This window comes from Colwellia meonggei, from assembly GCF_057537295.1.
On record NZ_BAAJLZ010000002.1, the window covers coordinates 62,010 to 79,704 of the forward strand.

Here is a 17,695-nt window from a genome sequence, read left to right on the forward strand (position 1 = left end):
AACTTAGCAAGATTAGCAATCATTTTGTTGTTAGGTTAATTAATAGGGAACACGGTTAAAGTCCGTGACTGTACCCGCAACTGTAGATAACTTCTAAAAGTTATAAGTCAGGACACCTAGTATCATTATTATCAAATAACCTAATAGTTTAACGCCGTGCGGGAATACACGAAAGTTACTTATCCACAAAAGCTTATGTGGTGCTTGTACTTGCCCTTTCTGCACAATTAGATTATTACAATTAGTACATTCAAATTAACCGTTTGAAAAAGGTAATGCTGCACAAAATGAACCGAACTACCGACACTTTTTATTGCTATCACCAATTAAGTATTGCCGCATGGCAGTTCTTTAAACACTAAGTTAATTGTTATGACACAGTTATTAACACTGGCATCAGTGTCTTGGTCGGTTGAAAAACAAACTATTTTAAATGATATTTCATTTACCCTTGGTCAAGGAGATATTATTGGCATTATTGGCCCAAACGGTGCTGGCAAAACCTCATTACTTAAGTGTTTACTTAATCAAACGAAAAACTGGCAAGGCACAATAAAATTAAAGAATAAAAACATACGTCACTACAAGCCCCATGAACTTGCACAAACTTTTGCTTTAGTTGTACAAAAATCGCCACCAATATTTGAGCTTAAAGTTTACGATGTAGTCCGTATGGGCTTATTACCTTACAAGTCATTATTTGCGAATGACACAGATCTTGATAAAAAAGAAATCATGCTCGCGTTAGAAAAAGTAGGTTTATCAGCCAGCCAAAATAAATTTTTTAATACCCTTTCAGGTGGTGAACAACAACGGGTACTCATTGCTAAAGCCTTAGTGCAAAAAGCAAAAATATTAGTCTTGGACGAACCAACAAATCATTTAGATATCTTTTATCAGCACCAGATATTACAACTGGTCAAAGCCCTTAATATTACTGTAATTATGACCATTCACGATCTTAACCTTGCAGCACAGTATTGCACTCGTTTACTGTTACTGAATAAAGGTAAGCTAGTTAGCGATAAAAATGTTGATGAAGCATTAAACCCCGAAACACTCTCTGAAGTATTTGGCTTACCTTGCTATCGCGATAATGTTGATCAACTAACCCATACTAGCAGCGAGCAACCTACCAATTCAAACACCTTTGCTAGAGTTCACTTTTACCCAAAAACTAATGTAGATGAATCAACAGAGGTTCAGCAATGAAGCTTTTCTACTTAATAAAAGCTAAAAGTGCTTGGGTATTCACTTGCTTATTGGCATTAACATTATTTTCAATAATCACAGCAATGACCTTTGGTCCCGCACAAATAACAAGCTTAGATATTGCTCGATGTGTAATAAATGAATGTTCTACACCAATGCATGACATGGTTATTTGGCAAATTCGTATTCCTCGAGTACTTGTCGGTTTAGTCGCAGGAATGGGTCTAGCATGTGCTGGCGCTATTTTGCAAAATGTGACTCGAAATCCTCTTGCTGACCCTTACCTATTCGGTATTATTTCTGGTGCGGGGCTTGGTGCAACCATTGCAACCTTAGTACTTACTGATGAGCAAATGTTAGCATTACCGCTTGCTGCATTTTTAGGAGCACTATTCTCGGTCATTATCGTCTTTGGCATTGCCACGTTATTACGTAATATGAACCATTTATTATTAACGGGCGTGGCTGTGTCATTTATGTTGGGCTCTATAAGTCATTTCATTCTTTATCTTGGTGATCCTTTCGCTACCAATCGCGTTATATTTTGGTTAATGGGCAGTTTAACACGCGTTGAAATGTTCCACTTTTACTTAATCAGCGCCATGGTATTAATCACTTTGATCTCGATTTTTGCCTTACATCGACATATTGATGCACTTTTGCTAGGCGATGAAAGCGCTGCAAGTTTAGGGGTAAATGTTGATAAATTAAGACTTATATTATTAGCTTTATGTGCGGCGGTTACCGCGACTATTGTTGCCTATTGTGGTGGCATAGGCTTTGTTGGATTAATGATCCCACATATCGTTAGGCAACTCGTTGGCGTAACAACTATGCCGCTTATTATTGGCTCAGCATTAGTTGGTGGTTGTTTTTTAATTTGGGTCGATGTTATTGCACGTAGTGCACTAAGTAATGTTGAAATTCCCATTGGAATTATCACTTCCGCCATTGGTAGTATTTTCTTTTTAGCGATCATGTATCGCACTCGCAAATCAGGATAATTAATATGACAACAGAAGCAGACAAAAATCAAAAACACCAAGAGCGTATGCAACGTATTAAGGAAAAAGTAGATGCGCGAATCGACGCTGCTCAAGAAGATCGAGGCCTATTAATTGTAATTACCGGAAATGGTAAAGGTAAATCTACTTCAGGTTTTGGAACGGTGACACGCGCAGTGGGCCATGGTTATAAAGCCGCAGCATTACAATTCATCAAAGGTGACTGGGAGTGTGGCGAACGTAACTTACTTGAAAAAAATGGTGTTGAATTTCATGTCATGGCGACAGGATTTACATGGAATACTCAAGACAAATCAAAAGATATTGCCGCCGCAACAAAAGTATGGACAGAAGCAAAACGTTTACTTAAAGATGAAACGGTCGATGTGGTACTACTTGATGAGTTAACTTACATGGTGTCATACAAATATTTAGACTTAGATGAAGTGATTGAAGCCATTGTTAACCGCCCTGCTATGCAACATGTGATTATTACTGGCCGTGCATGCCATAGAAGCATAATCGAATTAGCTGACACAGTAAGTGAAGTACAACCAACAAAGCATGCGTTTGATAACGGCATTAAAGCGCAAAAAGGCATTGACTGGTAAATTTCTCACGTTAGCCATTCAACAAAGCCAGTCAAATGCAACTAAACAGTATTTGATTGGCTTAACATCTAATTTTTTAAAATATGGAATAGCAATGAAATTTCGCACCTTATTACTTGTTGTACTCGCCTGTATAACAGCAGCTACAAGCGCTGAGCAAAGTGCTAATAACAATATATCTAAACCTCGCATCATAGCGTTAGCACCTCATATTGTTGAAATGCTCTTTGATGTTGGCGCTGGCGAGCAAATTATTGCCACTACCGAGCATGCAGATTACCCAGAAGATGCGAAGACAATTCCAAGAATAGGCAGTTCTTTACGTATTCAACTTGAGCGTGTTATTGAATTGCAACCCGATCTAATTATTGCTTGGAAAAGTGGCAACCCAAGTGATGACTTAGCCCGCATCAAGCAGTTGGGCTTCAACGTAGTTTATTCACAACCATATACTTTTGATGATGTTGCCAAAGAGCTACGTTTATTCGGAGAGCTTTCAGGCCATAAACAGCAAGGAATTGATGTCGCTACTAAGTTTCTTAACGACTTATCAATAATTAAAGAACAATATCAGCAAAAGCCGACACTACAAGGTTTTTACGAGGTTTGGTCAAGGCCAATAACAACTATCGCTAAAGGTAGCTGGCCTCAACAGTTTTTAGATATCTGTAGTATTAGTAACCCTTTTTATTTGGCAGATGCTAAATACCCGCAAGTTAATATTGAACAAATATTACAAACCAATGTTGATATTATTATTCAACCTTTATCTGAAAACCAAGTTGATAGAGAGGGTTACCCATGGGAGAAATGGCCAATAATACCAGCGGTAAAGCACCAGCAAATTATCAAACTCGATGCTGATGTAGTACATCGCATGACAACCCGCAGCTTAAATGCCCTTACCGACTTATGTGAACAAGCAGAAAAAAGTCGTAACTACTATCAGAAAAAATAGCAACAAGTATAGGCGATAACTTAAATTGATAAACCGTGCATTGATAATATTCAATGCACAATATCTACCGTTTTAAGCTATTCAATATACATTCCTTCATTGAATAACTTGCCAAAGCACATATTATAAGAGTAGTTAAACCTTTAACGTTAAACTCGACTCATTACGTTTTACCCCCCACAAACTAACTTTTCCTCTCCCAAATGATAGGTATTATTAATCCCAACATATATACCTGATATAACAGTTGTTATCGGTAGCAAAATCACACCACTTATAGAGTAAAAAGAATTACTGCCTTTCGCAGCATCAACAACTTTTAGCACTTTCCTATCGCTAGATATTTCACATTTATTAACATATGAATGGTCCTTTGTCGGTAATGCAACACAGCCACTTAAAAGGAATACACTAACCAGCATCAAAATCGTAAATTTCATTAAAATATCATCCCTATTAAAATTAGAGGTAAAACAACACTAACATTAAGTAACTAAGCAATAATCGACTGATAAAATAATTTCACTTAGTTTTATATCTAAATAACTCGCTAACAATATAAGGCTATAAGTTTCGCCCAACCTTACTTGCTAGTGTTGTCGTATCTATCGTGATTAAAGCTCGTTAGCTATAACTTTACTAATTAAACCATCCATAGTTTTCTCACAAATAGGCGCCGTACTGCAGTTCATAAAGGCCGTAATACTGAGATCTTTTTCTTTAAAATAGATATTTTGAGTGTGGTAACCATAGTCTTTTCCTGAATGATAGTAAGCGGTGTTACTTCCAAGAGGATCTACGTTAATTCCAAGGCCGTAAATACCATTGCTATCGTTAGGTAAAGAGCCATAAAATTCACTTCTTATCGTATCACTGATAAAGCTTTGTTCTGTGACGACACTTTTCAGAAATAAAGCCATATCTTCAACATTCGATACCACCGGCGAACTTGCTTCACTTACATTTTCCAGATATGACTTAGTTTGGTATACCGTGTCATGATCATCAAACTGATGGTAACCAGAAATAAAGTCACCTCGGTCTTTTTCCATCCCAATATAATACGTTGTATTCATACCTAATGGGTTCAAAATACGCTCTCTCAATGCTACTGAGTGATGCTCGCCTAATATTTGATCCATAATTAAACCAGCCAAAAGATAACCAGTGTTTGAATATTCTCTACCTTCACCCGGTTTAAAACTAGCGGGCTGATTCAAAGCAAAAATAAGGAAATCTGCATCAGTTTTAGCTTTACTAGGCTCTGCAATTAGAAAATCAAAATAATCGTCATTTTCGGTGTAATTATAAATGCCACTCGTGTGATTCAACAATTGACGTAAAGTCATTTCATTACTGTTTGGGATTTGACTTAGAGTGTCATTCGACAACCATGTATCGAGAGTATCATCTAAATTTAATAGCTTTTCATCCGCTAACATTGCTACTAATAAACCAATCATAGCTTTACCAGCACTCGCTGTCGGCATTGTATGATATACCTGCATCGGGTTTTGGCTGGCAATATTTTCAACGCCAGCGCTGCCTAAAAAACGCTGTTCAGGGCTTTCGACTAACAATATTATCCCTGGAATTGTCTCTGTTACAGTTTCGTCAATGACCTTTTGATAATCAACACTAACAGTAGGAGTTGTTGCAGAAGGTGTTGAATTACTTCCTGATGATGAACTACCGCCACAAGCAGATAGAGTTAGTGCCATTGCAGTAGCGATAGCGGCTAGTTTAAATTTGCTTAGTTGTCTAAAAGTAGTGCAGATATTTGCTGTCATTGTTATTTCCTATACTGGTCGAATTAAGACTATCGTAAGAAATTAAATGACATTAAGACGTAACAAGTTCCATCATCTGTAACAAAGTGTAGCAATTGTCATAGCAAACCATGCTCTAGTATTTAAAACCGAGACAAAACTGCGCTCCACCGAGCTCATCTGCATCGCCAATAGTAAGTGTGGCTTGGTGTAATTGAGCAATTCTCGCCACAATAGCCAAGCCCATGCCATATCCTGGTTTTTCATGCGCTTGATCGCCACGGACAAAAGGTTTTAACAATTCATTACGTTTTTCTTCTGGAATACCAGGGCCATCATCACTAATAATAAATTGAAGCTGTGAATTGCTACGCTCAATTTTAATGGCAATCTCTTTATCAGCGTACTGTTGTGCATTACTGAGTAAATTGTTAATTAACATGCTGAGATAATTTACATCACCAACAACTGTAGCATCACCATCAGCACACCAATGAATAACCTTTCCATCATCAGCTACCATTCCAACACATTGACTGGTCAGTTCATTGAGGTCGACACTCTGCTGCTCAGTTGCCATCATTGACTGTTCGATTCGCGCATAACTCAGTAAAATATTCACTAACCGTTCCATTTCATCAATATCACGAGAAAGGTGATGCTGATACTTTGCCCTAGTTTCTGGACTATCCGTTTCCTGCAAAACCTCAATACCAAAACGTAATCTTGCCAATGGCGTTCGTAAATCGTGGGCTACCGCATCACTTAGCAACTTATTATCACTTATTAAAGCCTCTATTCGTTGAGCCATATGGTTAAACTCTACTTCAATATCGTTAATATATGACGCTGAACTTGTGACTATTCTTTTTTGCAGTTGCCCTTCTCCAAAAGCTTTAGTGGTTTTCCTTAATTGCCTTAATTGCTTTATCAAAGGGTACAGCCAAACAAGCACAACTAATAAAATACCGAAATAGAAGATACCGGTTAATATTAACGGTAACGAACTATCAGTATGCTTTTGCTTAATAGGGGGAACACTTAAAGTCAGCACTTTTTGTTGTAATGGTAGTAGAAAATGCAGTGAAATATTGTCATTCGTTTCAAATACTACTGGTTCACCTGCAGTAAAGGACTGTTGTAATGAGTCAGGCAGAAAAAGGTCTTCAAATTGCGTTAGGGTTACTTCAAGTTCAAATTGTTGCTGCCAATCAGCTATGAATTTTTGCGCCGTTTCTTGCTTATCTAACGTTGCCGCTAATGACTTTCCTAGCAAACGATATGAAGATAATTCGTCAATTTCATCAACTTGTTGTGATTGATATTGATTGAAAAAATTATCGAGCAACCCGCCTATGCCGATCACAGCAACGAATATAACTAATAGCAGCGATAAGGTTAGTTTAGGCATTAACTAATTCCAAGCATCTTTAACAAACAGGTAGCCTTTACCCCAAACCGTTTTTATTCTATAAGGGTTGCTAGCATCATCGCCAAGCTTTTTGCGAATTCTTGATACCAGAATATCTATTGAGCGATCAAAGCCATCGTAATCTATACCTCTACGCTGAGTAACTAAATCCTTTCGACTAACAACTTGGTCCGCTGACTGTGCAAGCTGCCAAAGCACGTCAAACTCATTCGAGGAAATAGCCACTTTTTCGCCACCTAAAGTAGTGCTTCGAGAATTACCATCAAGTGAAAATTGGCCATAAATGATTTTATTAGCATCTGATTCAATCGAGGGCATAGAAGAGCTTGGTTGTGAATTAACACGACGAAAAAGTGCATTAATCCTTGATAATAAAACTCTTGGTTTTACCGGTTTAACAACATAATCATCCGCACCTAACTCTAACCCCAACACCTCGTCAGTTTCGTGATCTCTAGCCGTCATCATTAACACTGGACCATGATAAAAAGGACGTATTTCCTTACATACTGCAAAGCCATCTTTTATTGGCAACATTATGTCTAATATCACCAAGTCAGGCTTATCTGTCTCTATCATTTCAATGGCAACATCGCCGCGATTAGCTAAAGTTACAATATAGCCCTGCTCACTAAGATAATCAGCAAACCACTCAGCAAGGGACATATCATCTTCCACCAGCATAATATGTTTAGTTTTATCAGCTGTGTTGATAACAGATTCGGTCAAAATATTCTCCATGTTGATTTCGCACGTTTAGAAGATTTATATACCCAAGCAACTGCTATTTTTGTTCGAGCTAAATCAATAGTCGACTCAGCTTGGCGTAAAACAAAATCATTACTTAACGTAGATTGAAAATCAAAACTGAATTCACCTTTATTTTGTTGTTGCCAGCATTTCATTGTTTTGTTTGTTGTTGCATTAACTAAACAATAATTGCTAGGCGTTGGGTGCTGCCAATTAAAAGTAACTTCTAGAAAGCATTTTTGTCCTTTGCGTAAGGCCACGCAAGGTTTAGGGGTTACTTTTAGTTGCGCTAATTGCTCGGTACCATTTATTACAGTCTTATCCAAGCTCTCAGTAGCATTAGCCATCGTTGGAATAACTGCGCTGAAAATTCCCAGTAAAATTACGATATATAGCTTGGTGACTTTATTAACTTGTTTTTTATTATTTAAAATGAACATTATCACCTCCCCCTAAAATACATAGCTAATGCTAGTGCGAAAGGAAGTTGCTAATGAGTCCATATTGGGATACCTGGGACTGTCGGTAATTTCACTTGGCCTAGTTACCGCACGCGCAGTTGCCCTAAAAACCCAGTCCTCTGATATAGGGTAAGTTACGCCTAGCTCAGTACTGAAATGAACGCTAGCGCCGGCATTATAAGCACTAAACTCCTTACCTGAATTGGTTAAATATTCGGCCTGCTCTTTGGAAACACCAGCGTAAAAATGATTTAACTTTGCAGAAGCATACTCGGCTCCAATAATGCCATGAAAATTCCAGTTTCTAAATTGCCAACTTCGTCCGATTAGAGCTGAGATAGTCGTACCATTATGATCCCCAGTTGCATCTTGGTTAATGGCAAACTGCAAAGTGTTATTACCCAAATATCCAGATAATCGCGCACCAACGGTAAGTGCACTATCATCATTATATCGACCATTATTTTCAAAGCTAGCTTTGCCCCAATCGGTAGTTGCTATGATGTCTAACGACCAGTCATTATTACTAAAGACATCATAGCCAAAGACAACGCCATGCCCGCTTTCACTATAAGACTCAACAAATAAGCCATTCCAGCTATAGCTGCCATTCACAAAGAAGCTTGTATTGGAATAATGACTTCTCCCTATAAAAGTTGATTCATCAGTTACACGGTGCATGATGCCCATTTCAAGATAATTTTCAGAATCACTCTCTTGTTGGATATTACTCCGTACGTTATGGCTAATATCGTTTGAATAACAATTACTTGAAATCATAACGCCTGAAAAGATCGTTGCTAGTAATGACAAACGAGGGAAAATTGCTTTGGTTATTTTAAGGTTAATCATAAATTGTTTCTGCGTTGCTAAAATCCACTTTATTATCTCTTTGTATTTAAGAAATTGACGTAACAAGATCCATCATCTGTAACAAAATGTAGCATTAGTTAAAATTGTTATTAGGTTTGATACTGCTGCTATTTTAATGTGAGAGTATTTAACAAACAGCCAGCCAATCAAGATTGAAAAAATGAACACTGAATTATTGCTATACTCCAAATAGAAAGGCGGCTATTGAACGTTATTTACATTAAATTATCAAGCCGATTAATACTTAATATGCTGACAATGTTAAAGTTTCCGATGCAATAACCCGATAAATTAACACTACTGTCGCAGTGTCCTAGTAGTTGATGTATATAGGTTATATAAATATTTCATAACACACAGTTTTGTTTTTATAACTAATTTACCAAAGTTTGCTTTCGAGCCATAATTTACACTTAATGATAAATATCAATTTGAAGTTTTAAAATACACCAAGTAAACGTTATAACGTGTTAATGCGACTGATTTAACTATTCACTCTAATAAAATTAGCAACATAATATCTTAACTTTATCGGCTACAAAAAAGGTTCGCATCGCGAACCTTTTTATTATCTATTTAACTTTAAACGAGCTAAACGCAAATTCTATTTAACGTAGTATCAACTTCAGCGGCCGTATGTTGTTGCATTTCTGCCAGTTCAGCAACAGATGATAAGCCTGTATTTAACTCTCGGCTTAAATCAACCACCATCGACATATTATCGTTTATTGATGCGGTTGAGTGCTGCTGTTCAGTTGTGCCCTGTGCAATTTGTGAAGTTAAGGTATCAACCTCAGTAAATACTTGACCAATTTGCTGCAATGCATCAACTACTTGCTCTGAATGAGCAAGGCTATCTTGCGACAGACTTTGTCCGCGGCTAATTGCGTTAACAGCATTAGTTGATTTTTCTTGCAACCCTTCTACCATCGCATTAATTTCAACGGTCGCTTCTTGTGTGCGATGTGCTAAAGCACGCACTTCATCTGCTACCACGGCAAAACCTCGCCCCTGTTCACCTGCGCGCGCTGCCTCAATAGCGGCGTTAAGCGCTAAAAGGTTAGTTTGGTCGGCAATACCACGAATCACTTCTAATACCGAGCCAATGCGAGATGACTCCTCTTGCAATAGTGCTAAGTCAGACGCCATTGCCGTAACTTCATTAGCAAAGTCTTCAATGGTGTGCTGGCTAGTATTTGATGCGTTCGTGCCCTGCTCTAAAATAGCTAACACCTGATTAGTCGTATCACTAACTTGGCTAGCACTTTCAGAGAGTGTGGTCGAAGTTAACGCCACTTGGTCAATTGAACTCGCCATTTGTTCAATTTGGCCAGCTGATTGATTTACAGCATTAACAGAATCTGACATTTGATCGGCAAGTGAAGCAGAACCTTGCTTTAAACTCTCTGATTCACTGCGAATTTCTGTAATAACATCGGCTAAATTCGCGATAAAAGCTGAAAGCTTGTTTACAACATTAGCAAGATCATCATTATTTTCATCCCGAACAAGCCTTGTTGGCGCTTCATCAACACTAGCGACTTGTTCAACATACTTTTGTAGCTCATCAAGACGCTGACTAAGCTTTTTTTCTGCGTAAAAATAATTAACAACCGCTTGTATTACTATCATCGCCAATACAATGATTATAGTTGCGGTATAAGAAAGGCTCTCCCCCATTGTCATCATAATAATTAAAGCGATGAGAGCAATTAAAAGACTTGGGATTAAAAGCTTGAAACTAAGGCGGTTAGACATTTTTTTTCCAATTACGTGATTATAGTTATGATTATCGCTTATAGGCCAAAATTAATACTTACCTATGAGTCATGCAATATTTACAAATAAATTACATGCTATTGTGTTATTTTACTATCTGTTTTTACAATCAATTTGAAATAGTGCTTTATTCAATAATTCCTTCAGTAACATAGTAGTGAGGTTAAACAATGACACTTACAACAATTATCATTATTATTGTTGCAGTTGGCTCGGTAATTGGCGGCATTTTGCTGTTGAAACAATCAGCAAGTAAATTTGAGCTTAGCGAAGAACAACAGCGAAAAGTTAATGAACGTTCTGCAGAGCAAGAAAAAAAAGACCAAGAATTAAAATAGTCTTTAAAGACTAAACGCTGGAGAGCCTTAGTTACGGTAAATAGTTTGAATAAGATGAAAGCCAAACTTGGTTTTTATTGGCCCATGTACTTCTAGTACCGCTTTCTTAAATACAACGTCGTCAAAGGCTTTTACCATTTGTCCGCGCTTAAATTCACCTAAATCACCACCTTTTTTTGCTGATGGACAAGTTGAGTTTTTCTTTGCCAGTTGTCCAAAATCAGCACCTTTGGCTATTTTGGCTTTTAGCTCATGCGCCAGTTTTTCATTTTTTACTAAGATATGACGCGCACATGCAGTTGCCATGCTTTTCTCCTTACTAAATTCAATGTTGCCATTATACCGAAACTTGATCCCAAATTGACTAATTATTAATAACAAAACTTACTTAGCTTTAATACGATTTAGTAAAGCTAAGACCAGTTTTTACTTTACTTGTTAGCACAACAACTTAAAATCACAATATATTTTCCTTATTGGTTTTCTCATGAGCTCAATACAGCATTTATTTGATAACAATCAGCAATGGTCTGACAAAATTAAACAAGAAGATCCAAACTTCTTTAAAAACCTATCAGAACAACAAACTCCAGAGTACTTATGGATTGGTTGCTCAGATTCGCGTGTGCCGGCTAATGAATTATTAGGTATGCAACCGGGTGAAGTTTTTGTTCATCGCAATATTGCCAACCAAGTTATTCATACAGACCTTAACTGTTTGTCCGTTATTCAATTCGCCGTAGAAGTATTAAAGGTGAAGCACGTTATAGTTTGTGGGCATTACGGTTGTGGTGGCGTTATCGCCTCACTTGATGATAAAAGCCATGGTTTAATCGATAACTGGTTGCATCACATTAAAGACGTTTACCGTTTTCATAAAGAACGCTTAGACGCTGTTGAAGATAAAGAAGAAAAACTCAAGCTATTGTGTGAGTTAAACGTAATTGAGCAAGTTGCTAACGTTTGTAATACCACCATTTTAAAGAGAGCTTGGGCTGCTGAGCAAGATATCACTGTGCATGGTTTCGTTTACAATTTGCATGACGGTATTTTAAAAGACTTAGAAGTATCAGTAGAAAGTAACTAGTTCCTTCTAACCTTATTTTTGAATGTTAATAAAACAAAAAGGCTTAACTGTTGCAGTTAAGCCTTTTTTATCAAGCGTTTCAGTCTATTAATTTAGCATAGCTAAACGCTCACGTTGGCCTTGTTCACGTTCAACATGATGAAACCATTGCTTTGCGGTTTTTGCCGATTTTGCAATTTTTTGTGCTTGTGTAAAGGCAAGCAACGCTTCTTCAAATTCTTCCAAGTTAAACTGCGCCATACCTATTACTAAATGCATATCGCCTTCACGGCTAATGTTACCACGAAGTAACGCACTGTTCGCCGCTTTAATGGCCTCTTGCCAGCGCTCTAAATTTAAATAGGCTTGCGCAAGTTGCACATCAAACTTGCCTGAATCTGCAATTTCAGAAGCTTTGGTAAGTACAGGTAATGCTTTTTCATCTTCTTTAGCGGCAACATAGGCTTGCGCTAAGGCTTCAAGACTTTTTTCACTAGCAACCACAGTTCCTTTGGCTATGGCTTGCTCCAACAACACGGCCGCTTTAAAAGGTACTTGGTGAAAGCGATAAAGTTGCGCTAAGGTCATCACATCACTCGATTTACTGATATGCCCTGCTTGCCATGACGCTTCCATAACAGCCAATTGCTTTTCTTCTTCGCCAATTTCACCGTACATACCAGCTAGTTGTAACCAATATTCAGGTTTATCAAAAAGGCGCACCAGTTGTTCAATAACCTCAACAACTTTCTCAGGTTGTTTAAGTTCGTAGTAGCTTGCTCGTTGTAAAATTAACCAGTTTTCTTTAACTGCCGTATTGTTTTGTTTTGCTAACGCAATTGCTTGCTCAACTTGTGGAATAACTTTATTAAACTGTTTGTCTTGATAGTAAATTTGCGCAAACATCACATGCTGCTGCGCAGTTAGTGCTTTACTGTTATTCGCTTGCCACTGTTGTAAATACACCAAGGCTTGTTGGTAATCTTGCTGTTGCATTGATAATTGTGCTAACGAATACACTGTTGATAAATATAAAGAGTCAGGAATAGCATCTTCCTTAATCACTAACTCAAAATGTTCAATAGCCGACGCGATATCGTCATTACCATAAAACATAAAAGCATAGAAATTCCATAACATGGCGCGTTCGTAACTATTTAACCCATCTATGCGTTCTTTAACTTCATCTAACACGTCAAAACCTGCAATTTTAACGCCTTCATCTGCCAGCTTTTGCGCTCGCGCCAATTGGCTGTATACACGGTTACGCATTGCTGGTACTTTTTTTGCCGTGCGCTTTTTAGCCAGTTTTGGTTCATCAGTGTTAGCTGAGTTATCTGCCGTTTTTCCATAAACTATATTGGTAGCTGCCAAGCCACACACTAAGCTCACACTCAATAAAGGTACAGCTAATTTTTTCATTAACATGATCTGCTCTCCTCTTTGTTATATTTAGTTTATTGCCTTTCTTTAACCATCTATGGCAAAGGATATTTTGTTTTGAACACCTGCCACTTCCATGGCAACGCCATCAACCACTCGAGGTTTATATTTAAACTTCAACGCTGCATCTAGTGCTGCTCGGTTAAAAATATTTTCTGGCTCTGCGTGTACAACCACGGCATCTCGTACTGCCCCAGTTTTAGTTACGGTAAACTCAACAATGACAAAACCTTCTATACCACGTGCTTGTGCTCGGCGTGGGTAAATAGGTGCTACTTTAACAATAGGTAAGTAATCACCATCGCCACTTTCCAGACTTAGTCCGCCACTTAAACCACCATCGAGTGCAACATCAGCCGAAAAACTACTGCTAATCGCTTGAGCATTAGGGTTTGCTTGTGCCATTTGCGGTTGCACCATAGGCGGTGGCGGTGTTTTAGGTTTAGCTGGTTTTTGCGGTTTACGTTCTTTCTTAACGACTTGCTGTTCTTTTTTAAGGCGAATAAAATCAAGTACGTTGCCACGTGGCGGCTCAGACATAACATCATTGCCACCAGCAATTAATGCTTGCATTCCCCAAAGTAAACCTAAGGTTGTAACAACGGCTAGTGCTAAGCCAATAAGGTATCGGCTACCGGTTTTCAAAAGCATCGAAGGTGCATTAATTGCGTTCGCCGCTTGTACATTCGTCATCTGTACATCTGCCATAATTATGCCTCTTGCGCAGCAATTGAAACATCATAAACGCCAGCAGCTCGAGCAGAGTCCATTACCTTAATCAAGACATCTGTTGTCGCCTTTTTATCGGCTTGAATAACCACAGTGCCTTGTGGATTTTCTGCTTTTAGTCGTTCAATATTTGCTTGTACTGCGCGCACATCAATACGGCGTTTATTGATCCAAATTTCACCTTTATCACTAATAGCTACCAAGATATTGGCACGCTCTTTTTTTACTGCTGTGGCAGCCTCAGGGCGGTTAACTTCAATACCGGCCTCCTTAACAAACGACGCGGTTACGATAAAAAATATCAAAAGAATAAATACAACATCTAACATAGGTGTCATATTGATCTCATCGCTTTCTTCCTGCTCTTGTAGCATTTTATTTAATTGCGAACGCATAATTTTTCTCTTTTAAAAGTATGTTCATTTCGGCTTATTAAGGCCGTAGTAGCCAATGATTTAATGATTAACTTCCATAGCATCTTCTAGTAACTCAGTTTCACGCTTAGCATTACGCTGTAACCAAGTTGCCGCAAAAACACCTGACAACGAACCAACCATGCCAGCCATTGTTGGTATGGTTGCACGCGAGACACCAGAAGCCATTGAACGGGCATTACCACTGCCTGAAATTGCCATAACATCAAATACTTCAATCATGCCAGTTACCGTCCCCAGTAAGCCCAACAATGGGCACAACACGACTAGGCTTTGGATAAGCGATAAGTTAGTGCTTAACATAGCGCTGCCACGCGCAACAAGTGCACATCGTATTTGCTCTGCATACCAAGAATGCTGTTCAGTGCGGCTATGCCAGTTGTGTTTTAGCTGTTTCTTAATTCGGCGATATCCCCAAAAAACAAAGATAAGACGCTCAAATATCAACAACCACATCACCGCAATAACAACCGCAATAACCGTAAGAACCTGACCACCGGTATCCATAAATTCACCGATGGTATTCATCAATTCGATAAACCAAATCATGGTTTATGCTCCTTGCTCACTGCTCTTTGTCCACTCAGCTCGTTCAGCAATAATACCGGCGCTTTGTTGCTGCAGTAGGTTAATAATCGAACGGCTGCGGGTATGTAATAAGGTAAAGATAAATACCATAGGTATTGCTACAACTAGCCCTAAGACAGTGGTAACTAGTGCTTGTGAAATGCCACCTGCCATTAATTTCGGGTCGCCTGTACCAAATAATGTGATAGCTTGGAACGTATTGATCATGCCGGTTACGGTACCAAGTAAGCCAATAAGTGGTGCCACGACCGAGATAATTTTTATCAAGGTTAGTCGGCTTGATAACTTAGGGACTTCTCGCAGAATTGATTCAGATAACTTAAGTTCTAAAGTTTCCGTATCAGCATTCGGATTTTGCTCTTTAACAAGCATGACGCGGCCTAATGGATTATCAGCATTGGCAGTATCACTTTTCAGCTGACGATTAACTTTTCCGCCAATTAAGAACAAAGTTACAAAACGTTCAAGGGCAATGAGTAAACCGATTAAGCCAATAGCTAGAATGACATAACCTACTGGACCACCTTGCTCGACACGTTCTTGCGTATCAGGTGCTTGAACTAATAATCCAAGAATTGAACCACCAGTTGGGTCAAGTGCAAATGGCACCGCTTGATTCGACGTCGAACTTAACGCTTGTGCGCTATCTAAATAACGAGCAGACGGTTGACGAATTAATTCAGCTACAGAGCCAGTTTCATCTATGTATTCAAGGTATTTACCGTTTGCAATCAAGTTAAAGCCACCAACACGGGTAACTTGTGTTAGTTGCTTCTCACCATTAGCCATAACAACATCACGTGTAAAGTTATGTACCTTGCCGCTTTCAGTCATTTCACGTTGTAATTCAAACCATAAGCGTTCAATTTCTTCAATAGAAGCAAGTTTTGATGAAGAGCCCATGCTTTGTGCTAACTCATCTAAAAATTCGCCACGGTTAGCTATTTGTGCTGAAACTACCGAGGTTTGAAACTTACTTTTGGTATCACCGGCGACTTGCTGTAACACACCAAATAGTTCTTTTAATTCACCCATACGACGCGATAACGCGTCAGTTTTATTTGCTAGTTTCACTTCATTGTCTTGAAACTGAGTTTCTAAACTAGTACTGGTATTAATGGCTTGATCACGTGTTTTTTTCGCTTGTTCAAGTAAACGGCTTTGTTCGTTTACTTTTAAAGTAAACTCTTTTTCACGCGCTTGATTTTGTTTCGTTTGAGCTATTTGTCCGCTTTCTAGGCGCGATAATAATTCATCTAGGTTACCGGCTTGTTGTGCTGATACAGTAGTCACTGTCATTAACGACGACAGAGCAACACTAGCGATTGAAAGCGCTGATAATTTTTTAGTTGCTTTTAATGACTTTAAAGCTATTTTGTTGAAAGAAATCATCATTATTCTTCCCTATTCTGCTGAGTTTTGCGCGACAGGCACAGTTATTAAATCGGGGGCAAGCTGCTTACGAGCAATACGTAATGCTTTATTAATAGGTAAACGGTATTCACCAGACAAAGGCTGCCACGACTGTGAAGACTGTTGCCACATGCCTAACTGCTGACCATCGCGGGTTTGGTAAACAAAACTAACGCGACCTATGCGTAGGAAATCAACGTCACGCTCAACGCCATCAACGGTCAATAAACCAGTATATGCTTCAATTGTGCGACCATAATCGACTTCAACTTGGTATGCCTCTAGAACACGGCGAAACTTTTCAGATACCGCAATATCAGCACGATCTAACATTGCTTTTAAGCCATCGAGGCGATGGCTACGCTCGCTAGGTAAAAAAGGCATATCTAAGGTAACAAACTTTTCTAACGTACTGATCATTCTCGCCATTAACGGTGAAATTTGGCGTTCAATAATGCTGACTTGTTCCATAGAAATATCGAGCTGCGCTAATTCAGCCAGCTGATTATCAATTTGCTTATTCATTTGTTTGTTATAAACATTTAAGCCATCAAGCTCTTTATTAACAGTTTTGAATTGTTGTAATTTAGTTAGAATATTGCTGTTAATTGTGTCCACTTTTTGTTGTGACTTGTTGGCTGATTGGTTAATTTTTTGTCCAGCAGCAACAACATCGTTAAGTTGACTGTCTTGTGCTAACGTAGGCATAGCTATCGCTGCGGCGATAAGTGCAATTTGCATACGTTTAGGTAATGTATTTTGTTTCATTTTCCATAAAACCTTTTAGAAGCGAGAATTATTAAGTGCCGTATTGCATATGCAATTGTTCAACAAC

The 17,695-nt window shown here is 38.5% G+C and carries 20 protein-coding genes and 1 riboswitch; of the genes, 6 read left to right on the plus strand and 14 right to left on the minus strand.

Features of this window, described 5'->3' with window-relative positions:
• Window positions 1-8: 8 nt before the first annotated feature.
• Window positions 9-138: riboswitch (cobalamin riboswitch) on the plus strand.
• Window positions 139-372: 234 nt separating this feature from the next.
• From AC27E9_RS06430 to AC27E9_RS06445, 4 genes are all read left to right on the plus strand, one after another.
• Window positions 373-1,212, plus strand: coding sequence for an ABC transporter ATP-binding protein (locus tag AC27E9_RS06430; protein WP_487128429.1), 840 nt, complete (start codon window positions 373-375; stop codon window positions 1,210-1,212).
• Window positions 1,209-2,216, plus strand: coding sequence for a FecCD family ABC transporter permease (locus tag AC27E9_RS06435; protein WP_487128431.1), 1,008 nt, complete (start codon window positions 1,209-1,211; stop codon window positions 2,214-2,216). The genes AC27E9_RS06430 and AC27E9_RS06435 overlap by 4 nt, the downstream gene beginning before the upstream one ends.
• A 5-nt stretch (window positions 2,217-2,221) precedes the next feature.
• A complete protein-coding gene (gene cobO, locus AC27E9_RS06440) occupies window positions 2,222-2,827 on the plus strand; it encodes a cob(I)yrinic acid a,c-diamide adenosyltransferase (protein ID WP_487128432.1) in 606 nt (201 codons plus the stop codon).
• 94 nt (window positions 2,828-2,921) lie between these two features.
• Window positions 2,922-3,785, plus strand: coding sequence for a cobalamin-binding protein (locus AC27E9_RS06445; RefSeq protein ID WP_487128434.1), 864 nt, complete (start codon window positions 2,922-2,924; stop codon window positions 3,783-3,785).
• A 170-nt stretch (window positions 3,786-3,955) separates the two neighbouring features.
• Here AC27E9_RS06445 and AC27E9_RS06450 read toward each other — a convergent pair whose 3' ends face one another.
• From AC27E9_RS06450 to AC27E9_RS06480, 7 genes are all read right to left on the minus strand, one after another.
• Window positions 3,956-4,225 carry a hypothetical protein gene (locus tag AC27E9_RS06450; protein ID WP_487128435.1) on the minus strand — a complete coding sequence of 90 codons (270 nt, stop codon included), beginning with the start codon at window positions 4,223-4,225 and terminating at the stop codon, window positions 3,956-3,958.
• A 174-nt stretch (window positions 4,226-4,399) separates the two neighbouring features.
• Window positions 4,400-5,575, minus strand: coding sequence for a serine hydrolase domain-containing protein (locus AC27E9_RS06455; protein ID WP_487128436.1), 1,176 nt, complete (start codon window positions 5,573-5,575; stop codon window positions 4,400-4,402).
• A 115-nt stretch (window positions 5,576-5,690) separates the two neighbouring features.
• A complete protein-coding gene (locus AC27E9_RS06460) occupies window positions 5,691-6,965 on the minus strand; it encodes an ATP-binding protein (protein WP_487128438.1) in 1,275 nt (424 codons plus the stop codon).
• A 3-nt stretch (window positions 6,966-6,968) separates the two neighbouring features.
• Entirely contained in the window at window positions 6,969-7,727 is a 759-nt protein-coding gene (locus tag AC27E9_RS06465; RefSeq protein ID WP_487128440.1) for a response regulator, read from the minus strand.
• Complete coding sequence (locus tag AC27E9_RS06470; RefSeq protein WP_487128441.1) at window positions 7,712-8,176, minus strand: DUF3019 domain-containing protein; 465 nt, start codon at window positions 8,174-8,176, stop codon at window positions 7,712-7,714. Before AC27E9_RS06470 ends, AC27E9_RS06465 begins: the two co-directional genes overlap by 16 nt.
• A gap of 12 nt (window positions 8,177-8,188) precedes the next feature.
• Window positions 8,189-9,049, minus strand: coding sequence for a MipA/OmpV family protein (locus tag AC27E9_RS06475; RefSeq protein WP_487128443.1), 861 nt, complete (start codon window positions 9,047-9,049; stop codon window positions 8,189-8,191).
• Window positions 9,050-9,661: 612 nt separating this feature from the next.
• On the minus strand, window positions 9,662-10,828 hold the full coding sequence (locus AC27E9_RS06480; RefSeq protein WP_487128445.1) for a methyl-accepting chemotaxis protein: 1,167 nt from the start codon (window positions 10,826-10,828) through the stop codon (window positions 9,662-9,664).
• A 191-nt stretch (window positions 10,829-11,019) separates the two neighbouring features.
• On the opposite strand from AC27E9_RS06480, the gene AC27E9_RS06485 reads away from it, so the two are divergent.
• On the plus strand, window positions 11,020-11,187 hold the full coding sequence (locus AC27E9_RS06485) for a DUF2897 family protein (RefSeq protein ID WP_487128447.1): 168 nt from the start codon (window positions 11,020-11,022) through the stop codon (window positions 11,185-11,187).
• A gap of 27 nt (window positions 11,188-11,214) precedes the next feature.
• Here AC27E9_RS06485 and ppiC read toward each other — a convergent pair whose 3' ends face one another.
• On the minus strand, window positions 11,215-11,493 hold the full coding sequence (gene ppiC / locus AC27E9_RS06490) for a peptidylprolyl isomerase PpiC (RefSeq protein WP_487128449.1): 279 nt from the start codon (window positions 11,491-11,493) through the stop codon (window positions 11,215-11,217).
• Window positions 11,494-11,674: 181 nt separating this feature from the next.
• Here ppiC and can point away from each other — a divergent pair, with 181 nt between their 5' ends.
• Window positions 11,675-12,274, plus strand: coding sequence for a carbonate dehydratase (gene can, locus AC27E9_RS06495; protein ID WP_487079828.1), 600 nt, complete (start codon window positions 11,675-11,677; stop codon window positions 12,272-12,274).
• Between the two features lie 87 nt (window positions 12,275-12,361).
• Here the strand turns inward: can and AC27E9_RS06500 are convergent, their stop codons facing one another.
• The 6 genes from AC27E9_RS06500 to AC27E9_RS06525 all read right to left on the minus strand — a co-directional run bounded on the left by AC27E9_RS06500 (window position 12,362) and on the right by AC27E9_RS06525 (window position 17,628).
• Entirely contained in the window at window positions 12,362-13,681 is a 1,320-nt protein-coding gene (locus AC27E9_RS06500; protein ID WP_487128451.1) for a tetratricopeptide repeat protein, read from the minus strand.
• 42 nt (window positions 13,682-13,723) lie between these two features.
• On the minus strand, window positions 13,724-14,347 hold the full coding sequence (locus AC27E9_RS06505; protein ID WP_487129171.1) for an energy transducer TonB: 624 nt from the start codon (window positions 14,345-14,347) through the stop codon (window positions 13,724-13,726).
• Between the two features lie 59 nt (window positions 14,348-14,406).
• Window positions 14,407-14,820 (minus strand): ExbD/TolR family protein, encoded by a 414-nt coding sequence (locus AC27E9_RS06510; RefSeq protein ID WP_487128452.1) that lies wholly within the window; start codon window positions 14,818-14,820, stop codon window positions 14,407-14,409.
• 60 nt (window positions 14,821-14,880) lie between these two features.
• The gene (locus AC27E9_RS06515) at window positions 14,881-15,408 is read right to left on the minus strand and encodes a MotA/TolQ/ExbB proton channel family protein (RefSeq protein ID WP_487128454.1); all 528 of its coding nucleotides are present in this window, start codon (window positions 15,406-15,408) and stop codon (window positions 14,881-14,883) included.
• A gap of 3 nt (window positions 15,409-15,411) precedes the next feature.
• The gene (locus AC27E9_RS06520) at window positions 15,412-16,746 is read right to left on the minus strand and encodes a MotA/TolQ/ExbB proton channel family protein (protein ID WP_487129173.1); all 1,335 of its coding nucleotides are present in this window, start codon (window positions 16,744-16,746) and stop codon (window positions 15,412-15,414) included.
• A 105-nt stretch (window positions 16,747-16,851) separates the two neighbouring features.
• Complete coding sequence (locus AC27E9_RS06525) at window positions 16,852-17,628, minus strand: DUF3450 domain-containing protein (RefSeq protein ID WP_487128455.1); 777 nt, start codon at window positions 17,626-17,628, stop codon at window positions 16,852-16,854.
• Window positions 17,629-17,695: the final 67 nt, after the last annotated feature.